Genomic DNA, 16978 nt, shown 5'->3' on the forward strand with positions numbered 1-16978 from the left:
CGGTCGCCCGGCGTCCGCTTCAAGCCTCCGAAAACAGCGGAGACAGGCGAGTGGACCCGTCGCCGAATCCTCGGTCCAGACAGGCCGGATCGTGTCGGATCGGACCGGGTCAGATCGGATCGGACTGGACCGGACCAGATCGAGGCCGGCTGCGTCGCCGCGAAGGGAAACACCGTAGGTGTCGGCGCGGAAACGGGGCGTCGATGGACGAACGCGAGGCGCTCGCCCGGCTGGCTGACACACTCCCTGGCGCGGGCGACGACTGCGCGGTCGTCGGCGACCGGGTGCTCACGACCGACATGCTCCACGAGACGACCGATTTCCCCGCCGGCGTCGATCGCTACACGGCCGGCTGGCGGTCGGTCGGTGCCTCGCTGTCGGACGTGGCCGCGATGGGGGCCGACGCGGAGGCGGCCGTCGCGGCCTACGGGGCGCCGCGGTTCGATCCCGACGAGGTCGACGACTTCGTGCGCGGCGCTCGCGAGGTGTGTGACGCGGTCGACGCCGAGTACGTCGGTGGCGACCTCGACCACCACGGCGAGTTCACCGTCGCGACGACCGCGCTCGGGCAGACCGACGACCCGGTTCGGCGTGGCGGCGCAACGCGCGGGGACGCGGTGTGCGTCACCGGCGCGCTCGGCCGCAGCGCGGCCGCGATCAGAGCGTTTGAGACCGGCGACGCCGACCGCGGGAACGAGCTGTTCCGCTTCACCCCCCGGGTCGCCGCCGGCGCCGCGCTGCGCCCGTACGCGACGGCGATGATGGACTCCAGTGACGGACTCGCGCGCTCGCTGCACCAACTCGTCGAGGCGAGCGGCGTGAGCGATCTGGGGATGGATATCACCGAGTCGTACGTCCCTGTCGACGACGCGGTCGCGGACGCATTCGACGACTCCGAGGAGCGTCAGGAGGCCGCACTGTTCTTCGGCGAGGATTTCGAGTTGGTGTTCACGCTCCCGGGCGACGCCGTCGACGACGCTCGCGCGGCTTCGCCGACGCCGATCACCGTGATCGGAAACGTGACCTGGGACGGCGTCAGGATGGGCGGCGAACCTCTTCCGAACCGCGGATACGGGCACGCGGGGGAGTGATCGCTGGCGACGTCGCGAGCGCGGCGACGTGGGAACAGCCTGCCTGGGTGGCCGCGGTCGGCCGTCGAAGACCCATCCTCAGATCGTCGTCACTTGGATCGGGACGAGCATGAAGCACAAGAGCCCCAAGGCGAAGGTGAGCACGCCGACGGCGATCCGCTTCGGGCCGAGCGCGGAGTCGTCGATGGGGTTCGCGGGGCCGCGGTAGGCGATGAACGCCGAAAACAGTCCCCAGAAGGCCCACAGGCCGACAGACTCGTTGAGCCCGAGATCGCGGACGAAGTAGAGGTACGCGGCGATGCCGAACAGCGCGGCGGGGACGGCCGCCGCGACCGTCTCCTGGCGCTGTCCGACCATCGCGCGGACGATGTGACCGCCGTCGAGTTGGCCGACCGGAAGGAGGTTGAGGACGGTGAAGAACATCCCGACCCACGCGCCCATGATCACCGGGTGCGCCGTCTGTGTGGGGTCGGAGTAGCCGGTCGGCTGGTTCAATACCGCGGCGATCAGGTCGAGCAGCGGCGGGTTGTTGAAGACGATGACCTGCCCGCCGCCGCCGAGCACCGACGGCGGGACCGCGAACGGCCCCAACGAGAGCCCGATGACGGTGACGACGACGGTCGCGGCGAGTCCGGCGAGCGGACCCGCAACGCCGATATCGAACAGCGCTTCGCGGTCGGGCATCTGTCCGCGCATGCGGATGATCGCGCCCATCGTTCCGAACGGCAGGATGAACGGGATGACATAGGGGAGCGACACGTCGACTCCGTGGTAGCGTCCGAGTGCGTAGTGGCCGAGTTCGTGCGTCAGCAACACCCCGAGCACGGCCGCCGTGAACGGCCATGCCTGGAGCACGGCGAGCGGGGTTTCCTGGATCGTCGACAGGGGGACGTAGTACCACGCCGTCGCGCCGACGAGCAGCGTCGACAGGACCGTCGCGGCCAACAGCGCGACGTTCAACCAAGGGATAGCCTCGAGCCCGTCGGAGTACGGACGGGCGACGAGCACGTCGAGTCCGGAGTCGGTAGTGACGGCCTGTACTTCGTAGCCGGCCTCGCGGAACGCCGGCCAGACGCGACGGACGAGTTCGCGCTCACCCACGTCGCTGATGCCGTAATAGAGGATCCGGTCGTCGTCGCGCCGGACCTCCGAACAGTGGAAGACTGCGTCGAGTTCGGGGGGGCGAGGGTGGTCGGTTGCGGCCGCCTCACTCATCGTCGGACGTTCGCTGCGAACGCTGATAAGTCCTCGGCGCCGGCGCTGATGGCGGCAGCGGGATCACGACGAATGTGGGACGGCGTCGAGAACGGATCCATGGCGAAACGGGATGGATCGGCCGCAGGAAACGGTCGGTGCGCGGGAGCGGGGACCACCCGTGCGTCGGGGACCGATTCGGGGGCGTCTGGTCGCGCTCGTCAGTTCGCCGGCTCGATGCGCCAGGTGGTCGCCGACGTGTACGACCACTTCTCGATGGAGAGCCCGCAGGCGGAGTCCTTGAGCTTCACCATCAGGGCGCCGATCTCTTTCGCCGAGAGGCCGACCTCGTCGGCGATGAACTTGCTCTTGAAGTAGAGCTCGCCGTCCTCGGCCTTCTCGCGCAGGAACGTCGCGAGACGCTCCTCCTTGGAGACGGTGTCGGTCGAGGCGCGGTCGGTGTCGGAGGGTTGCACGGTTGCGCTCATTGTGTCACCTCGATTCCTCCTACGGACACCTGAGGGTATATAAAGTCGAGTTCGTTGAGTGCGATTCGCCCCCGTTCAGGAGATTTCTGCCGTGAACGGACGGCGGTAAAACGTTTCACGACTCTTTTAGCGAGTCCTATATTATTCATAAACGGTTCTAAAGAACTCAGAAGGTCCATAGGAGTTGTCGGTCAACCCGGAGGTGACTCCACTATATTCACATCTAACAGCCTGTATTAATTTCGGACAAGGCCGCGCGCGGCGACGACGGACCGGGATCGGCCGGGGTCGGACCGCAGATCGAGAGGGCCCTCGTTAGGACGAGCGTTCGTGGACCCAGAACTCGTCGGACTCGGTCGTCTCCTTTTTGAAGATGGGGACCTCGTCCTTGAGGCGGTTGATCCCGTCCGAAACGGTTCGGAACGCCTCCGTTCGGTGGCCCGCCAGCACCACGACGAACACGATGTCCTCGCCGTCGGCGACGACGCCAACGCGGTGGTGCATCCGTACGTCGAACACCCCGTCGCGCTCCGTCAGTTCGCGCTCGATGCGTGCCATTCGGTCGGCCGCGACGCCCTCGTACTTCTCGAATTCCAGGGCCTCGGTGCGGTCGTCGTCGGAGGAATCTTTCGCACGGACGCGGCCGGTGAACGTCGCGATCGCCCCCGCCCGGTCAGCCTCCGCGCTCGCTTTCGCCTCGTCGACGAGCGCTTTAAGCGTGACGTGGGGCTCCGCGTTCTCGAGGTGGTCGACGAGGTCGCCGACCGCGAGATCGTCCGCATCGTCGACGCGCGCGACCACGTCGCCCGGAACCCGGTCGTCGCCGACGACGACCGTCGGGAGTCGGAGCTTCGAGAAGCCGGCGACGAGCGCGTAGTCGAAGTCGGGGGCGAGACGGTCGAGAAGTTCGGGGAACGTCTCACCGGCGCCAGCACCGGTCCACGCGCCGTCGTTGTTGAGTCGGTACGCCGCGCCGGGACCGGTTCCCAGATCGCCGGACTCGTCGCTCTCACCGTCCACATCGACGGCTCGCGCGGTCGTTCGGGCGGTCGTCTCGTCGTCGTCGCGCCTGATCGTCGCCACACGACCGTCGAGTCGCGCGGACAGCGGGGCCAAAAGATCGGCCACGTCAGGACCGACAAGCGAGAGCGCGTGCATATCGGAAGGACAGCGAGCAAGCGGCTTAGACCTTCGCCTCGTCGCGGTTAGTGGGCGGTCGAGACGTGGCCGACCGCGGCGCGCTCACCCGTATCGCCTGAGAGGACCCGAAACGGGGCCGGTTCGGGAGCCTTAAGAGCGAAACGGCGGTACGCGAGATCAATGAGAGTAGTCCTGTCGCTCGGCGGGAGCGTCCTCGCGCCGGAGCTCGACGCCGGACGCGTGGCGGCGTACGCGAACGCCATCGAGCGGTTGGTCGACGAGGGGTGTGAGCTGGGGGTCGTCGTCGGCGGCGGCGGCGTCGCGCGCGAGTACATCGGCGCGGCCCGGGATCTGGACGCCAACGAGGTCCAACTGGACCAACTCGGCATCGACGTGACGCGGGTGAACGCCCGACTGCTCATCACGGCGCTGGGCTCGTCCGTCGACCCGTCGCCGGCCCACGACTACGACGAGGCCGCAGACGCCATCCGCCGCGGCGACGTGTCGGTGATGGGCGGCGTCACGCCCGGACAGACGACGGACGCCGTCGCGGCGGCGCTCGGGGAGTACGTCGACGCCGACCTCCTGGTGTACGCGACGGGCGCGGACGGGATCTACGACGCGGACCCAAACGTCGACGAGTCGGCCACGCAGTTCGCCGAGATGACCCCCGAGGAACTGGTCGAGGTCATCGTCCCGATGAGCCGGGACGCCGGCGCCTCCGCGCCGGTCGACCTGCTCGCGGCGAAGCTGATCCAGCGCGCCGGGATGCGGACGGTCGTGCTCGACGGCCACGACCCCGAGGCGGTCGAGAACGCGGTCCTGCGCGGCGAGCACACCGGGACCGACGTGATCCCCGCCGGCGGGAAGGAGCCGTCGTACTGGGCGCAACGATGAGCAGCGAACCCACCGAACCCGGGACCGACGACGACTCCGCCGCCATCGACCCCCACGCGGTCGGCGGACGCGGCAGCGACGAGGGGGCGAGCGAACACCGCGCCTTCTGGGCCGACGAGGTCGCCGACGAGATCGAGGCGCGCGAGCCCGACGAGCCGATCGTGATCAAGGGCGGCGTCTCGCCTTCAGGCATCGCCCACATCGGCAACTTCAACGAGATCATCCGGGGGTACTTCGTCGCGGCGGTGCTTCGCGAGCGCGGTCACGAGGTCCGACAGGTGTTCACCAGCGACGACAAGGACGCCCTCCGGAAGCTCCCGCGCAAGCTCGCCGACATCGACGGCAACATCGTCGAGTTGGGCGACGTGAACGCCGGCGCGCTCGGTCAGAACCTCGGGAAGCCGTACACGGACATCCCCGACCCGTTCGAGGACGGCCACGACTCCTACGCGGCGCACTTCGCGGCGCTGCTGGAGGCGGACGCCGAGGCGCTCGACATCCCCGTCGAGATGGTGTCGAACACGGAGCTGTACGCCGAGGGGGCCTTCGACGACGTGGTCGAGCGCGTCCTCCGCAACGCCGACGCCGCTCGCGAGACGCTCGGAAGCTACCAGGACAAGGTCGACGAGGACTACGTCCCGTTCATGCCGCAGTGTGCCGAGTGCGGCATGCTCACGCAGGACGTGACCGAGGTCGACGTGGACGCCCGCGAGGTCCACTACCGCTGCTCGGGCATCGAGGCCGGCGATCGGTTCATGGAGGGCTGTGGCTGCGAGGGCGTCGCAACCTTCCGCGAAGGGAAGCTCCCGTGGCGCTTCGAGTGGCCCGCCCAGTGGGAGGTGCTCGGCGTCGACTTCGAGCCGTTCGGGAAGGACCACGCGGAGGGCTCGTGGCCCAGCGGCGTCGACATCGCCCGCGAGGTGCTCGGGAACGAGCCGCCCGTGCCGATGGTGTACGAGTGGTTCACGCTCAACGGCGAGTCGCTCTCGTCTTCGGAGGGCCACGTCGTCACCGTTCAGGAGGTGCTCGACCTCATCGAACCTGAGGTGTTGCGCTACTTCTTCGCGCGCACCCCGAAGAAAGCGAAGGACTTCGACATCGAGCGCCTGGACCAGTTAGTCAACGAGTTCGACCGCTTCGAGCGCGCGTACTTCGGTGATTCCGACCCCGACGAGCGGTTCACGGCGTTCGCCGAGCGGGCGTACCCCTTCGTCGTCGACGAAGTGCGAGCGGGCCGCGTCCGTCTGCCATACACCTTCGCGGCGGTGCTGGGTATGGTCGACGACCGCGAGTTCCGTATCCAGTTGGCAAAAGACGAGGGGCACTTCACCGACGAGACGCCGGAGTGGGCCATCGAGGACGCCCTCGACCGCGTCGAGCGCGCCCGTAGGTGGGCTGAGCGCTGCGACAACGAGTACAACTACCGGCTCCAGTCGGCGCTCCCCGACCACGAGTTCGGCGACGCCGTCGGGACCGCCCTCGACGACCTGGCCGACTTCGTCGCAGAGGGACACGACGGCGAGGAGATACAGGGTGAGATCTACGAGACCGCCCGGCGCCACGACGTAGACGTGGGCGACTTCTTCTCGGCGGGCTACCGGCTCTTCTTCGACGAGACGCAGGGGCCGCGGCTGGGCGAGTTCCTCGGGGAGTTGGAGCGCGACTTCGTCGTCGCGCGGCTCCGCCGGGAGGCGTGAGTAGCGAGGCCGCCCGAGGCGAACGCCTCGGGCCGACGTTCACGCGCGTTCGAAGCTGGGAAAACACAGATCGCCCGCGAGACGAACTGACCGGTGAGTCAGCGGAGGTTTCGGGGACCGAAACCCTTAGTGAGTGACGGCGAAACTGTCGGGTAATGCGGAAGAGCGGCCCCCCGCGTGGCCTCATCTCGTACATCGTGCTGGAGCTCTTAGAGGAGAAGCCGCGCTACGGCTACGAGATCCTCAAGGAGATCACCGACATCAGCGGAGGCCACTGGGAGCCGTCGTACGGCTCCGTCTATCCCATCCTCTACAAGTTCGAGGACGAGGGCTACGCCGAGCGGATCGAACGCGAGGACGAACCGGACCGGAAGTACTTCGCACTGACTGACGAGGGCCGCGAACACCTGACTGAAAAGCGGCGCGAGGTCGGCGGGAAAGCCCGCGACTTCGCGGACGTGATCTTGGGTTTTTACCACATGTACGTCGCGTTCTCGACCGACGAGCGCTTCCACGTCGACCCGTCGGACGACGACTGGCACTTCGACGACGAGTACTCGGGCTGGATCGCCGAGCAGGTCATCCGGCACCACGAGCGCGACTTCGGCGAGTTCGAGCGCATCCCCGACACGCCCGAGGAGTTCCACGCCCGGCACGGCGAGGCCACTGCGCCGGACACCGACGAGGACGAGGCGGCCGACGACGACCAGCCCGACAAAGCAGCCACCGACGGCGGGACGAACGCCTGAGAGGTCGAACGCCCGCTTCGGCCGAGTTCAGAGGAACTGGGGCGCAAACACGACGACCAGCAGCGCCGCCAGCATCGTGAGCCCGACAGAGGTGGTGAGCGTCGTGACCAACCGGTTCCGATTCGACACCGGGAGCCGGGAGACCAGCCCCTCGGCGCCCATTCGGAGGAGCCGGCCGCCGTCGAGCGGGTAGCCGGGGATGCAGTTGAAGATACCCAGTTGGATGTTGATCCAGCCGGTCCAGAACAGCACGTTCGCGAGGAGGAACACGGGTGTCTCGCCCAGCGGCGCGAGCGGACCAGTCACGGTGTAAAAGCCCGCGAAGTCGCCGTAGAACCCCGCGAAGTTGTACGGCAGCGCCGCGGAGACAGCGCTTGCCAGCGGGAGCAACAGCGCGGCGTACACCAGCCCGAGTGGCGTCCCCGCGATGCCACCGAGTCCGGGCGGAAGGCCGTCGGCGTCGCCGCCCAGCAGCGCGAGGTACGCCTCCGCCGGGTAGCGCTGGACACCGAGGTCGTCGACGACGACGCCGGAGACGCCGCGGGTCACGACGACCCCCACGCGCGGGTCCTCGTCGGTCCCGCCGAGTTCGACGTCGACCTCGCGGAACTGGCCGTCGGCGTACACCCGCAGCGCCACCGTGTCGCCGGCGTCGTACGCGTCGCCCGAGAGCGTGCGGTCGAGGTCGTCGTAGTCGAGGATCCGCTGGCCGTCGATCCGAGTGACGGTGAGCGTGCCCGAGAGGTCGGTCTGGGAGCCGAGCGGGCCCTCCGCGGAGACGTTCGTGACGTACGCGCCCAGCGGCGCGGTGACCTCGCCCTCCGTGGTGGAGACGCGGGCGACCTCGTGCTCGCGGGCGACCTCGCGGAACGCGGCGACGGTGTGGACCTCGGTGCCGTTGACGGCGGTGATCTGCGCGGCGTCACCGTCGGGGTCGACCGACAGTCCGAGCGGATTCCCCTCGACGGCGCCGACGACGGTGACGCGCCTGTCGACGGTGACCGTCTCCTCGCCGTTGACCGTCATCTCGACGGACGGGTCCTCGGTCGCCGCGAGCGCCGACTCGAACGCCGCGGAGTCCGCGACCTCGGTACCGCCGACGGCGGTGATCCGATCGCCGCCCTCGATGCCGGCGTCGGAGGCCGGGGCGCCCGCGTAGGCGCCGCCGACGGCGAGCCCCGCCGCGGGAGTGATCGAGGCGATCACCGGGCCGAACAACAGCGCGAACGCGACGGCGGTGACGGCGAAGTTATTCGTGACGCCCGCGGCGAACATCCGGCTGCGGGCGCCGCGGTCGGCGTTCGCCTGGCTCTCCTCGTCGGGTTCGACGAACGCGCCGATGGGGATGACCGTGAGGAGGACGAGCCCGAGCGACTCGATGTCGATGTCCTCAACGCGACACAGCAGGCCGTGACCGCCCTCGTGGACGACCAGCGCGATCAGGAGCCCGAGGACGATCTCGGGGGCGACCGCCGGGGGGAGAAAGTCGTTGAGGCCGGGGATGATGAGGAAGTTCGAGGGCTCGTTCGCCTGCGTCTGGACGGGGTTCTGGAGGGTCGCGAGCGCCGACCACACGAGGAACGCGAACATCGCGACCATGACGACGACCGCGATGCCGACGCCGAGGTTGCTCCAGGCGCGCCAGAAGCGCCTGGGCCCCGAGAGCCAGTTGAGGAACGCGCGACCGCGCTGGGTGTGGATCGTCGTCAGCGGCCCCTGGACGCGCACGGCGTCCGGGAGGTACCCGCGCGTGTACAGCGCCATGAGGACGACTGAGTACGCGAGGGCTCCCACGAGGACCCACAGGAGCGTGTTCATTACCGGGGACAAGTCTCCGGCGGCCAAAGGGGTTCGGGTCTCACCGCGGCCCCGGCGGCGTATCCGTCGGGCGTGGGGCGGGCCCCGCGGGCGCTCACAACCGCCGCTCGAGCACGGGGGCGTCGAACGGTCGCGAGTCAAGTTCCTGCAGACCGACCCGCTCGTACCCGCGGTCGGCGTACCACTCGAGAAGGAACGGGTGATCGGTGAACGAGCGGAGCCGGACGCGGTCGTGCCCGCGATCGGCGACGACGCCCTCCGCGTGATCCAGAAGGCGTGCGCCCAGCCCTTCGCGCTGGTGGGCCGGACGGACCGCGAGGCGGCACACCTCCGGACAGGGCCACCCGGGTCGCTCGCGGAGTTGGACCGCACCGACCGGGACGCCCGCGGGGGCCGCGGAACGAGCATCGGCGGCGGGAGCGTCGGCCGCGTCGACCACAACCCAGCACTCCCGGTCGGCGAGCCACGAGCGGACGTCGGTAGCGTCCGTCTCGGCGGCGCTCGACGGGAATCCTATCTCGGCGAGGGGGCCGTAGGCGGCGCGGTAGAGCGCGGCCAGCTCCGGGGGCGACGCCGACACGGCCGATGCCGACCGGATCACGTAGTCGGTCACGTGTGCCGATCCCACGGAGTCGACTAAGAGAGGATCGGTCGCGGCGGTCGGCGCCGGTCGGTCGAGACAGCGTTCGGTCGCGGCGACGAGCGAACACCGCGTCGCCGCCGCGGTGACGCAAGCCACAAGCCCCTTCCACTCGAACTGCGCGCATGGCGAAGCCCCCACGCACCGAAGAGGGTTGGTACGCGCTGCACGACTTCCGGACCGTCGACTGGGACGCGTGGCGCTCGGCGCCCGAGCGCGAGCGCGAGGCCGCCGTCGAGGAAGGCGTCTCGTACCTCGAGGAGCACGAGCGCGTCGTCGACGCCGAGGAGGGCGCCTCGGCCGTGTTCTCCGTGCTCGGGCACAAGGCCGACCTCATGATCGTCCACTTCCGGCCGACGCTGGACGCGCTATCGGCGGCCGAGCGTCGCTTCGAGTCGACGGCGCTCGCGGAGTTCACCGAGCAGTCGACCTCGTACGTGTCGGTGACGGAGGTCTCAGACTACGTCTCGGACAGCTACTTCGACGACGGCGAGGAGGAGACCGACGAGGGCATCCGCCGGTACATCGAGGGGAAACTGAAGCCCGAGTTCCCCGACGACGAGTACGTCTCCTTCTACCCGATGAGCCGAAAGCGCGAGGCGGAGCAGAACTGGTACACGCTCGGGTACGACGAACGCGCCGACCTCCTGTCGGCCCACGGCGAGATCGGTCGCGAGTACGCCGGGAAGATCAAGCAGGTGATCGCCTCGTCGGTCGGGTTCGACGACTACGAGTGGGGCGTCACGCTGTTCGGCGGCGACCCCGCCGACATCAAAGACATCGTCTACGAGATGCGCTTCGACGAGGCGTCGGCGAAGTACGGCGAGTTCGGGCCGTTCTACGTGGGGCGGCGCTTCCCGCCGACGGACCTGGGTGCGTATCTCGACGGCGAGCAGGTTCCCGCGGGCGAACGCGACGGTGAGTCCGCTCACGGCGGCCCGCACGGCGAGTCGGACGCCCACGGCGAGCACGGCCACGATCACGGCGACGACGCCGGCGGTCACCACGGCGGTCACGGCGAGTCCGGCGGCGACAGCCACCACAGCGGTGGCGACGGTGATCACGGCGACGACGGGAACGACGAGGAGGAGACCATCCGGTCCGAGTTGCAGGACCTGGACATCTACGCGGGCAAGCCCCACGGCGAAGACGTGTTCGCCACGGTGCTGTACTCGGAGGCCGACGCGGACGAGCTCTTCGGAGAAGTCGACGGTCTACGGAAGAACTTCGACCACTACGGCACGCACGTGAAGACGGCCGTCTACGAGGGGAACGAGGCCGACCGCGCGGCGGTCGTGAGCATCTGGGAGACCGCAAGCGCCGCCGAGACGGCCGCGGGCTTCCTCTCGGAGCTCCCGGGGATCGTCGAGCGTGCGGGCGAGGAGTCCGGCTTCGGGACGATGGGGATGTTCTACACCGTCAAGCCCGACTACCGCGAGGACTTCGTCGAGAAGTTCGACGTCGTCGGCGGCGTGCTCGACGACATGGACGGCCACCACGAGACGGACCTGATGGTGAACCGCGAGGACGAGAACGACATGTTCATCGCCAGCCAGTGGGCCTCCAAGGAGGACGCGATGGGCTTCTTCCGCTCGGACGACTTCCGCGACACGGTCTCGTGGGGCCGGGACGTGCTCGCGGATCGCCCGCGCCACGTATTCCTGGCGTGATACCGGGGGCGGCCCTCCCGGAGAACCACCAGACGACGTAGCATCGGACGGCACCTCAAAATATCCGAGCTGATGCCTGCGGACCGGGGTTTATATCGACCCTGGCGAGACGGATCGGTAATGACGGCCGACGAGGCCGCGGGCGACGACGATCGACTTCGGTCGCTGTACGCGGCGACGCGAGATCTCATGCGCGCGAAGAGCCGGCCGGCGCTGTGTCAGGCCGTAGTTGACGTGAGCGAGCGCGTCCTGGGCTACACGCTGACCGGCGTTCACCTCCGTGGCGACGACGGCCCGGGGCTGGTTCCCATGGCGTACCCCGACGCCGTCCGCGAGCGCTTCGAGAACGACCCGCCGACGTACGTCCCCGGCGACGAGGTGTACGGAGTGTACGAGCGGGACGATCCCCTCCGCCTCGGTGTCGAGGCGGACCGCCCGGCAGCGCCGCGTCGCGGGATCGTCGTTCCGATACCCGATCACGGCGTGTTGATCGCCGGACACGAGCGGCCGACCGACGCCCGCGACGTGTGTCTCGAACTGGTCGAGTTGCTCGGCGAGCACGCCGCGGTTGCGCTCGACGCCATCGAGCGCGAGGCGCGGCTGAACGGCCTCCACGAGACGGCCGGGGAGCTGATGGAGGCTCGCGATAGCGCCGCCGTCGCCGCGTCGGCGACGAACACCGCCCACGAGGTGCTCGACCTGCGGTTGAATGCGGTGTATCTCGAATCGAGTGACGGCCGCCGACTCGTCCCGGTGAGCGTGACCAGCGAGGCGCAAGCGCTGTTCGGAGAGGTGCCGGAGCTGTCAGCGGACTCGCTCGCGTGGCAGGTGTTCGAGTCGGGCGAACCCGCCCACCGGAACGACGGACGGGTGTCGCTCGGCGGCACGACACCCGAGCCGGCGATCCGAAGCGCGCTGGTGATGCCGCTGGGCGGTCACGGCGTCTTTCTCGCCGGGAGCACGCGCCCCGGTCGGTTCGACGAGCGCGACGTCGCGCTGGCGCGACTGTTCGCCGACACCGTCGAGGCCGCGCTCGACCGCGCCGAGCGAGAGGTGCTCGTCCGCCGGCGCGAGGGCGACCTCACCAGACAGAACGAGCGCCTCGACGAGTTCGCGAGCGTCGTCTCACACGATCTCCGCAACCCGCTCAACGTCGCCCAGGGCCGCCTCGAACTGCTCGACGACGAGTGCGACAGCCCGCACATCGGCCGGATCGAGACCGCACACGAACGGATGGAGGACCTCATCGAGGACCTGCTGGCGCTCGCGCGCACCGGGCGGTCGGTGGGCGACACCGAGCCGGTGTCGCTGGAGCGGGCAGTCACCGACGTGTGGCACACGGTCGACGGCGGCGGGTCGTTGTCGGTCGGCGACCGCGTCGGCTACGTCGATGCCGACGCGTCCCGGCTACGGGAGCTGTTGGAGAATCTCGTCCGCAACGCCGTCGAACACGCCGGCGGCGACGTCGTCGTGACCGTCGGAAGCCTCGGCGGCGGCCGCGACGTGGATCAGCGCGACAGCGGCGGTCGCGAAACCGCCGATCGCGGCTCCAACGGTCGCGGCTCCGGTGGGCGCGGCACTGGCCCCGACGGAGAGGGAAGCGGGTTCTACGTCGCCGACGACGGCCCGGGGATCCCCCCGGAGCGCCGCGACGCGGTGTTCGATCGCGGCCACACGACGGCCGACGACGGCACCGGCTTCGGTCTCGCCATCGTCGCGGAGATCGCGGGCGCCCACGGCTGGTCCGTCCGGGTGACAGAAGCCGCCGACGGCGGCGCTCGGTTCGAGGTCGTCGTCGAGGAGTGATGCGGAGTGAAAGTGAACGATACCGACAGGACAGCGCCGCAGTACGTGGGTTTCGAGGCGAAGTGAAGGGGTCGAACGGCGCGTCAGCGTCGCCGGAGGTAGCCCGCGAGGCCGAACAGGCCGCCGATCAGCGTGAACGCGGCCCAGCGGGGGCCCGACACGTCTCGGTCGACGGCGTCGCGGTAGACGAGCCACGCGAGCGCGACGTGGACGACGGCGGTGCCGCCGGCGAGCCGGGCGAGGCGGCGCGCGTACTGCCGGGTTCTGTCGTCGGTCACGCTGCGGCCCTCAGTCGGCGGGCTCCGGCGGCAGCACGCCGGCGCCGCGGAGGTCGTCGCCGCCGACGGACGTGCGGAAGTCCTCGGGGTTCATGCCGTCGTCGCGGCCGATCCCGAAGTTCTCGGCGTACAGCGCGTCGACGCGCTCGCGCTCCTCGTCGCTGAGGCGGGGCGTGTCGGGCGCGGCGGCCCACTCGTCGATGTCGTCGATCGAGCGGAACGTGGGGATGACGCTCGCGACCTCCTCGTCGTCGAGGAGGTACTGGATCGATGCCTGCCCCATCGTCCGCTCGCCGTCACGTTCGAGGAATTCGATGGCCTCGACCTTCTCCCAGCCCGTCTCGAACCACGCGTCCGGGCGGTGCGCGCGGTGGTCGCCCTTGCCGAGCTCGGTGTCGGGCCTCACCTGCTTGTTGAGCAGGCCCGAGGAGTGCGGGACGCGGGCGATGAGGCTCGTGTCTGCGCCCTCCTCGCGGATCGTGTCGAGGAAGTGGCGCCCGGGCGTCTGCTCGAACAGGTTGTAGACGGTCTGGACCGCGTCGAAGTCGAGTTCGACCGCGCGGTCGCCCTCGGCGAGCCAGCCGATCGAGGGGCCGAGCGCCCAGCCGAGCGCGTCGTACAGTCCCTCCTCGCGCATGGCGTACAGCTCCTCCAGCACCTCGTCGGTCACCTCGTCGACGTTCGCGTTGTGCAAGAACAGCACGTCGAGGTACTCCATATCGAGGCGGTCGAGGCTCTGCTCGACCGCGTTCCGGAGGTACTCCGGCGAGAGGTCCTTCGGGATCTCACCGTGGCCGGCCTGTGCGTTGTTGTAGAAGTCGTAGCCGACCTTCGTGCCGACGGTCACCTCGTCGCGGTACTCGCCGAGCGCCTCCCCGATTAGTTCCTCGGAGCGCCCGTGGCCGTACACGTCGCCGGTGTCGAAGAACGTGACGCCCTCGTCAAGCGCGTGCTGGACCATGTCGACGGCGTCCTCGTCGGAGCGGTCGCCCCACCAGTCGGTGCCGACGACCCACGCACCGAAGGCCACCTCGCTCACTTCGACGCCCGAGTTGCCGAGTTCTCGGTACTGCATGTCCCGCGCTTGGCACCGCCGGCACTTATCCGGCCCGGTTGTCGTGTCAGCTGTCGGTGTCGCCCGCGACGCGAACGCTTTTTCGCCGCCGAGTGAATCTACCGAGCCATGCACACGGCCCCGGTTCACGTGGGGGTACTCGCGGCCGACGAGCGGAGCGCGGAGCGACGGACGGCGCACTCGGTCGCCGGGCGGGTCGCCGCGGCGGTCGAGTCGGTCTCGCTGTCCGCGGTCGCCGCCGGCGAGGTCGACCTCGACGCGTTCGACGCGCTGTGGTGGCACCGCGACGCCCCGTTCGACGACTGCGACGCCCCCGTCGCCGACGCGGGTCCCGCGGTCCGCGCGTACCTCGAGTCGGGGGCGGGCTCGTCCTCAGCGCGCGGGCGCTCCCCGCGGTGGCGGCGCTCGGTATCGACCGGATCGCGCCGGACGCGACCGGCGCGACCCACTCGGACGACGTCGCGGGTTACCGGGTCCGCGCGACCCACCGCGACCACCCGTTGTTCGAAGGGTTCGACGGTCCGGAGGCCGCCGGGCCGCCGCGGATCCCGCTGGTCGGACCGGGCGGGGAGGCGGCGTACGCCCGCTACGACGACCTGCTGCCCGCGACCGGCGACGTGCTCGCGTGCGCGACCCACGGTGGCCATGACATCTACCACGAGAAGTCCGTGATCGAGTGGCGCGTCGGCGACGGCGCCGTCCTCGGCCTCGGCGGGACCCTCCGGTTCGACGGCCCCGACGACGGCCGCGGCCACGAGCGCGAGCGCCTGCTTCGGAACGCGTTCGCGACGCTTGGGCGCGAGACCCTCCCGGCGTTCACCGGTCGCCCGTCGACGCCAGAGGGGTTCGCCGCCCTCCGCGAGCGCCTCGCCGACGATCACCACCGGCCGGCGTACCACCTCTCGCCGCCGGCGAACTGGCTCAACGACCCGAACGGGCTGATCAAACACGGCGGCCGCTACCACGTCTTCTACCAGTACAACCCGGGCGGGCCATTCCACGACGCGATCCACTGGGGACACGCCGTCAGCGACGACCTCCTCCGCTGGGAGGACGAGTCCGTCGCGCTCGCGCCCGACCCTGACGGCCCCGACCGCGACGGCTGCTGGTCCGGCTGCACCGTCGTCGACACCGACGGCACGCCGACGCTGCTGTACACGGGCGGCCGCGGCCGCGACCAGCTCCCCTGCCTGGCGACGACCGACGACCACGGCCTCCGGTCGTGGGAGAAACACGCCGGCAACCCCGTGATCGAGTCGGCGCCCGCGGGTTTGGACGTGTACGAGACGGCCGACTGGGCCGCCGAGTTCCGCGACCACTGCGTCTGGCGCGAGAACGGCGTCTGGTACCACCTGATCGGGTCCGGCGTGGTCGGCGACGACGGCGACGACGCGCTCGACAACGCAGACGCGCTCGGCGGAGACGACGACCCCCGCGAGGGAGACGGCGCGGCGCTGCTGTACCGCGGCGAGAGCCTCGACGAGTGGGAGTACGTCGGCGTGTTCCACGCGGGCGAGGGCCCCCGCGGTGCGCCAGTCTGGGAGTGTCCCGAGGTGCTGACGTTCGAGGACGCCCGCCTGCTGCACGTCTCGGACGACGACCGCGTGGCGTACTACCTCGGCGAAACCGACCTCGGCGACCCCGCGGCGCCCGCCGGGAGCGACGCCGCCGCGCCCGACTTCGACGTGCGCGAGGCCGGGCTGCTCGACCACGGCGACTTCTACGCGCCGCAGTCGCTGTGGGACGAGGAACACGACCGCTATCTCACCTGGGGGTGGCTCCCCGAGACGCGCGACGCGAGCGCCCAGTGGGACGCCGGCTGGTCCGGCACGATGTCGCTCCCGCGGGTGATCGACACCGACGAGAGGGGTCGCCTGCGCCAACGACCCGCGTCGGAGCTGACCGCTCTCCGCGCGGATCACGTGCTGTCCGAGACGGTCGCGCTCGACTCGGAGGAGCGGCTGTTCGACGCCCGCGGCGGCGCCCTCGAACTCGACTGCACGCTCCGCCTCGGCGACGCCGACGCGGTCGGTCTCTCGGTGCTGGAGTCGCCCGCGGCGACCGAGCGGACCGTGATCCGCTACGACGGCGAGACGGTGACCGTCGACCGCGGCGACGCCGGCGGCGGCGAGCGCGTGAACCGCGCGCCGCGCGGAATGCCCGTCGGCGACGTGGGGCCGGCGGGAGCGGGCGGCGGCGGTGGCGGCGCGGGCGACGCCGTGTCGCTGCGGGCGTTCGTCGACGGCTCGACGCTGGAACTGTTCGCGAACGAGCGCCGCTGCCTCACGACCCGGGTGTACCCGACCCGTGCGGACGCCGACCGCGTGTCGGCGTTCGCGGTCGGCGGCGACGCGGAGATCGCGGTCGACGCGTGGACGATGGCAGGCACGTGGCCCACGTCGACCGGGCGGTAGACGAGCGAGGGGCCGTCCCCA

At 70.0% G+C, this 16978-nt stretch carries 14 protein-coding genes; 7 read left to right on the forward strand and 7 right to left on the reverse strand.

All coding sequences use genetic code 11. The features are described from left to right. Nucleotides 1-203 precede the first annotated feature (203 nt). Nucleotides 204-1091 carry a thiamine-phosphate kinase gene (gene thiL / locus P0Y41_RS07470; RefSeq protein ID WP_284060762.1) on the forward strand — a complete coding sequence of 296 codons (888 nt, stop codon included), beginning with the start codon at nt 204-206 and terminating at the stop codon, nt 1089-1091. A gap of 78 nt (nt 1092-1169) precedes the next feature. On the opposite strand, the gene P0Y41_RS07475 is transcribed toward thiL, so the two are convergent. From P0Y41_RS07475 to P0Y41_RS07485, 3 genes are all read right to left on the reverse strand, one after another. Further along, nucleotides 1170-2306 carry a site-2 protease family protein gene (locus P0Y41_RS07475; RefSeq protein ID WP_284060763.1) on the reverse strand — a complete coding sequence of 379 codons (1137 nt, stop codon included), beginning with the start codon at nt 2304-2306 and terminating at the stop codon, nt 1170-1172. Between the two features lie 200 nt (nt 2307-2506). Further along, nucleotides 2507-2773, reverse strand: coding sequence for a DUF7123 family protein (locus P0Y41_RS07480; protein WP_284060764.1), 267 nt, complete (start codon nt 2771-2773; stop codon nt 2507-2509). A 315-nt stretch (nt 2774-3088) separates the two neighbouring features. After that, nucleotides 3089-3931, reverse strand: coding sequence for a molybdopterin synthase (locus P0Y41_RS07485; protein ID WP_284060765.1), 843 nt, complete (start codon nt 3929-3931; stop codon nt 3089-3091). A gap of 162 nt (nt 3932-4093) precedes the next feature. Between P0Y41_RS07485 and pyrH the strand changes: the two genes are divergently transcribed. From pyrH to P0Y41_RS07500, 3 genes are all read left to right on the forward strand, one after another. Next, entirely contained in the window at nt 4094-4810 is a 717-nt protein-coding gene (gene pyrH, locus P0Y41_RS07490) for a UMP kinase (protein WP_284060766.1), read from the forward strand. Continuing rightward, nucleotides 4807-6507, forward strand: coding sequence for a lysine--tRNA ligase (gene lysS / locus P0Y41_RS07495; protein WP_284060767.1), 1701 nt, complete (start codon nt 4807-4809; stop codon nt 6505-6507). The genes pyrH and lysS overlap by 4 nt, the downstream gene beginning before the upstream one ends. A gap of 155 nt (nt 6508-6662) precedes the next feature. Then, nucleotides 6663-7256: a PadR family transcriptional regulator gene (locus tag P0Y41_RS07500; RefSeq protein ID WP_284060768.1), complete on the forward strand. Its 594-nt coding sequence runs from the start codon at nt 6663-6665 to the stop codon at nt 7254-7256. 27 nt (nt 7257-7283) lie between these two features. Here the strand turns inward: P0Y41_RS07500 and P0Y41_RS07505 are convergent, their stop codons facing one another. Both P0Y41_RS07505 and P0Y41_RS07510 read right to left on the reverse strand, forming a co-directional pair. Next, nucleotides 7284-9074: a site-2 protease family protein gene (locus P0Y41_RS07505; RefSeq protein ID WP_284060769.1), complete on the reverse strand. Its 1791-nt coding sequence runs from the start codon at nt 9072-9074 to the stop codon at nt 7284-7286. Nucleotides 9075-9168: 94 nt separating this feature from the next. Then, nucleotides 9169-9687, reverse strand: a complete 519-nt coding sequence (locus tag P0Y41_RS07510; protein WP_284060770.1) for a GNAT family N-acetyltransferase — start codon at nt 9685-9687, stop codon at nt 9169-9171. A gap of 152 nt (nt 9688-9839) precedes the next feature. Here P0Y41_RS07510 and P0Y41_RS07515 point away from each other — a divergent pair, with 152 nt between their 5' ends. Continuing rightward, a complete protein-coding gene (locus tag P0Y41_RS07515; RefSeq protein WP_284060771.1) occupies nt 9840-11384 on the forward strand; it encodes a heme-binding protein in 1545 nt (514 codons plus the stop codon). Between the two features lie 120 nt (nt 11385-11504). Next, nucleotides 11505-13190: a GAF domain-containing protein gene (locus P0Y41_RS07520; protein ID WP_284060772.1), complete on the forward strand. Its 1686-nt coding sequence runs from the start codon at nt 11505-11507 to the stop codon at nt 13188-13190. Nucleotides 13191-13273: 83 nt separating this feature from the next. Here P0Y41_RS07520 and P0Y41_RS07525 read toward each other — a convergent pair whose 3' ends face one another. Continuing rightward, on the reverse strand, nt 13274-13468 hold the full coding sequence (locus tag P0Y41_RS07525) for a hypothetical protein (protein WP_284060773.1): 195 nt from the start codon (nt 13466-13468) through the stop codon (nt 13274-13276). A 10-nt stretch (nt 13469-13478) separates the two neighbouring features. Next, a complete protein-coding gene (locus tag P0Y41_RS07530) occupies nt 13479-14543 on the reverse strand; it encodes an aldo/keto reductase (RefSeq protein ID WP_284060774.1) in 1065 nt (354 codons plus the stop codon). Nucleotides 14544-14938: 395 nt separating this feature from the next. On the opposite strand from P0Y41_RS07530, the gene P0Y41_RS07535 reads away from it, so the two are divergent. After that, on the forward strand, nt 14939-16957 hold the full coding sequence (locus P0Y41_RS07535; RefSeq protein ID WP_284060775.1) for a glycoside hydrolase family 32 protein: 2019 nt from the start codon (nt 14939-14941) through the stop codon (nt 16955-16957). Nucleotides 16958-16978 lie beyond the last annotated feature (21 nt).

The sequence above is a fragment of the Halobaculum halobium genome (assembly GCF_030127145.1).
Taxonomy (GTDB): domain Archaea; phylum Halobacteriota; class Halobacteria; order Halobacteriales; family Haloferacaceae; genus Halobaculum; species Halobaculum halobium.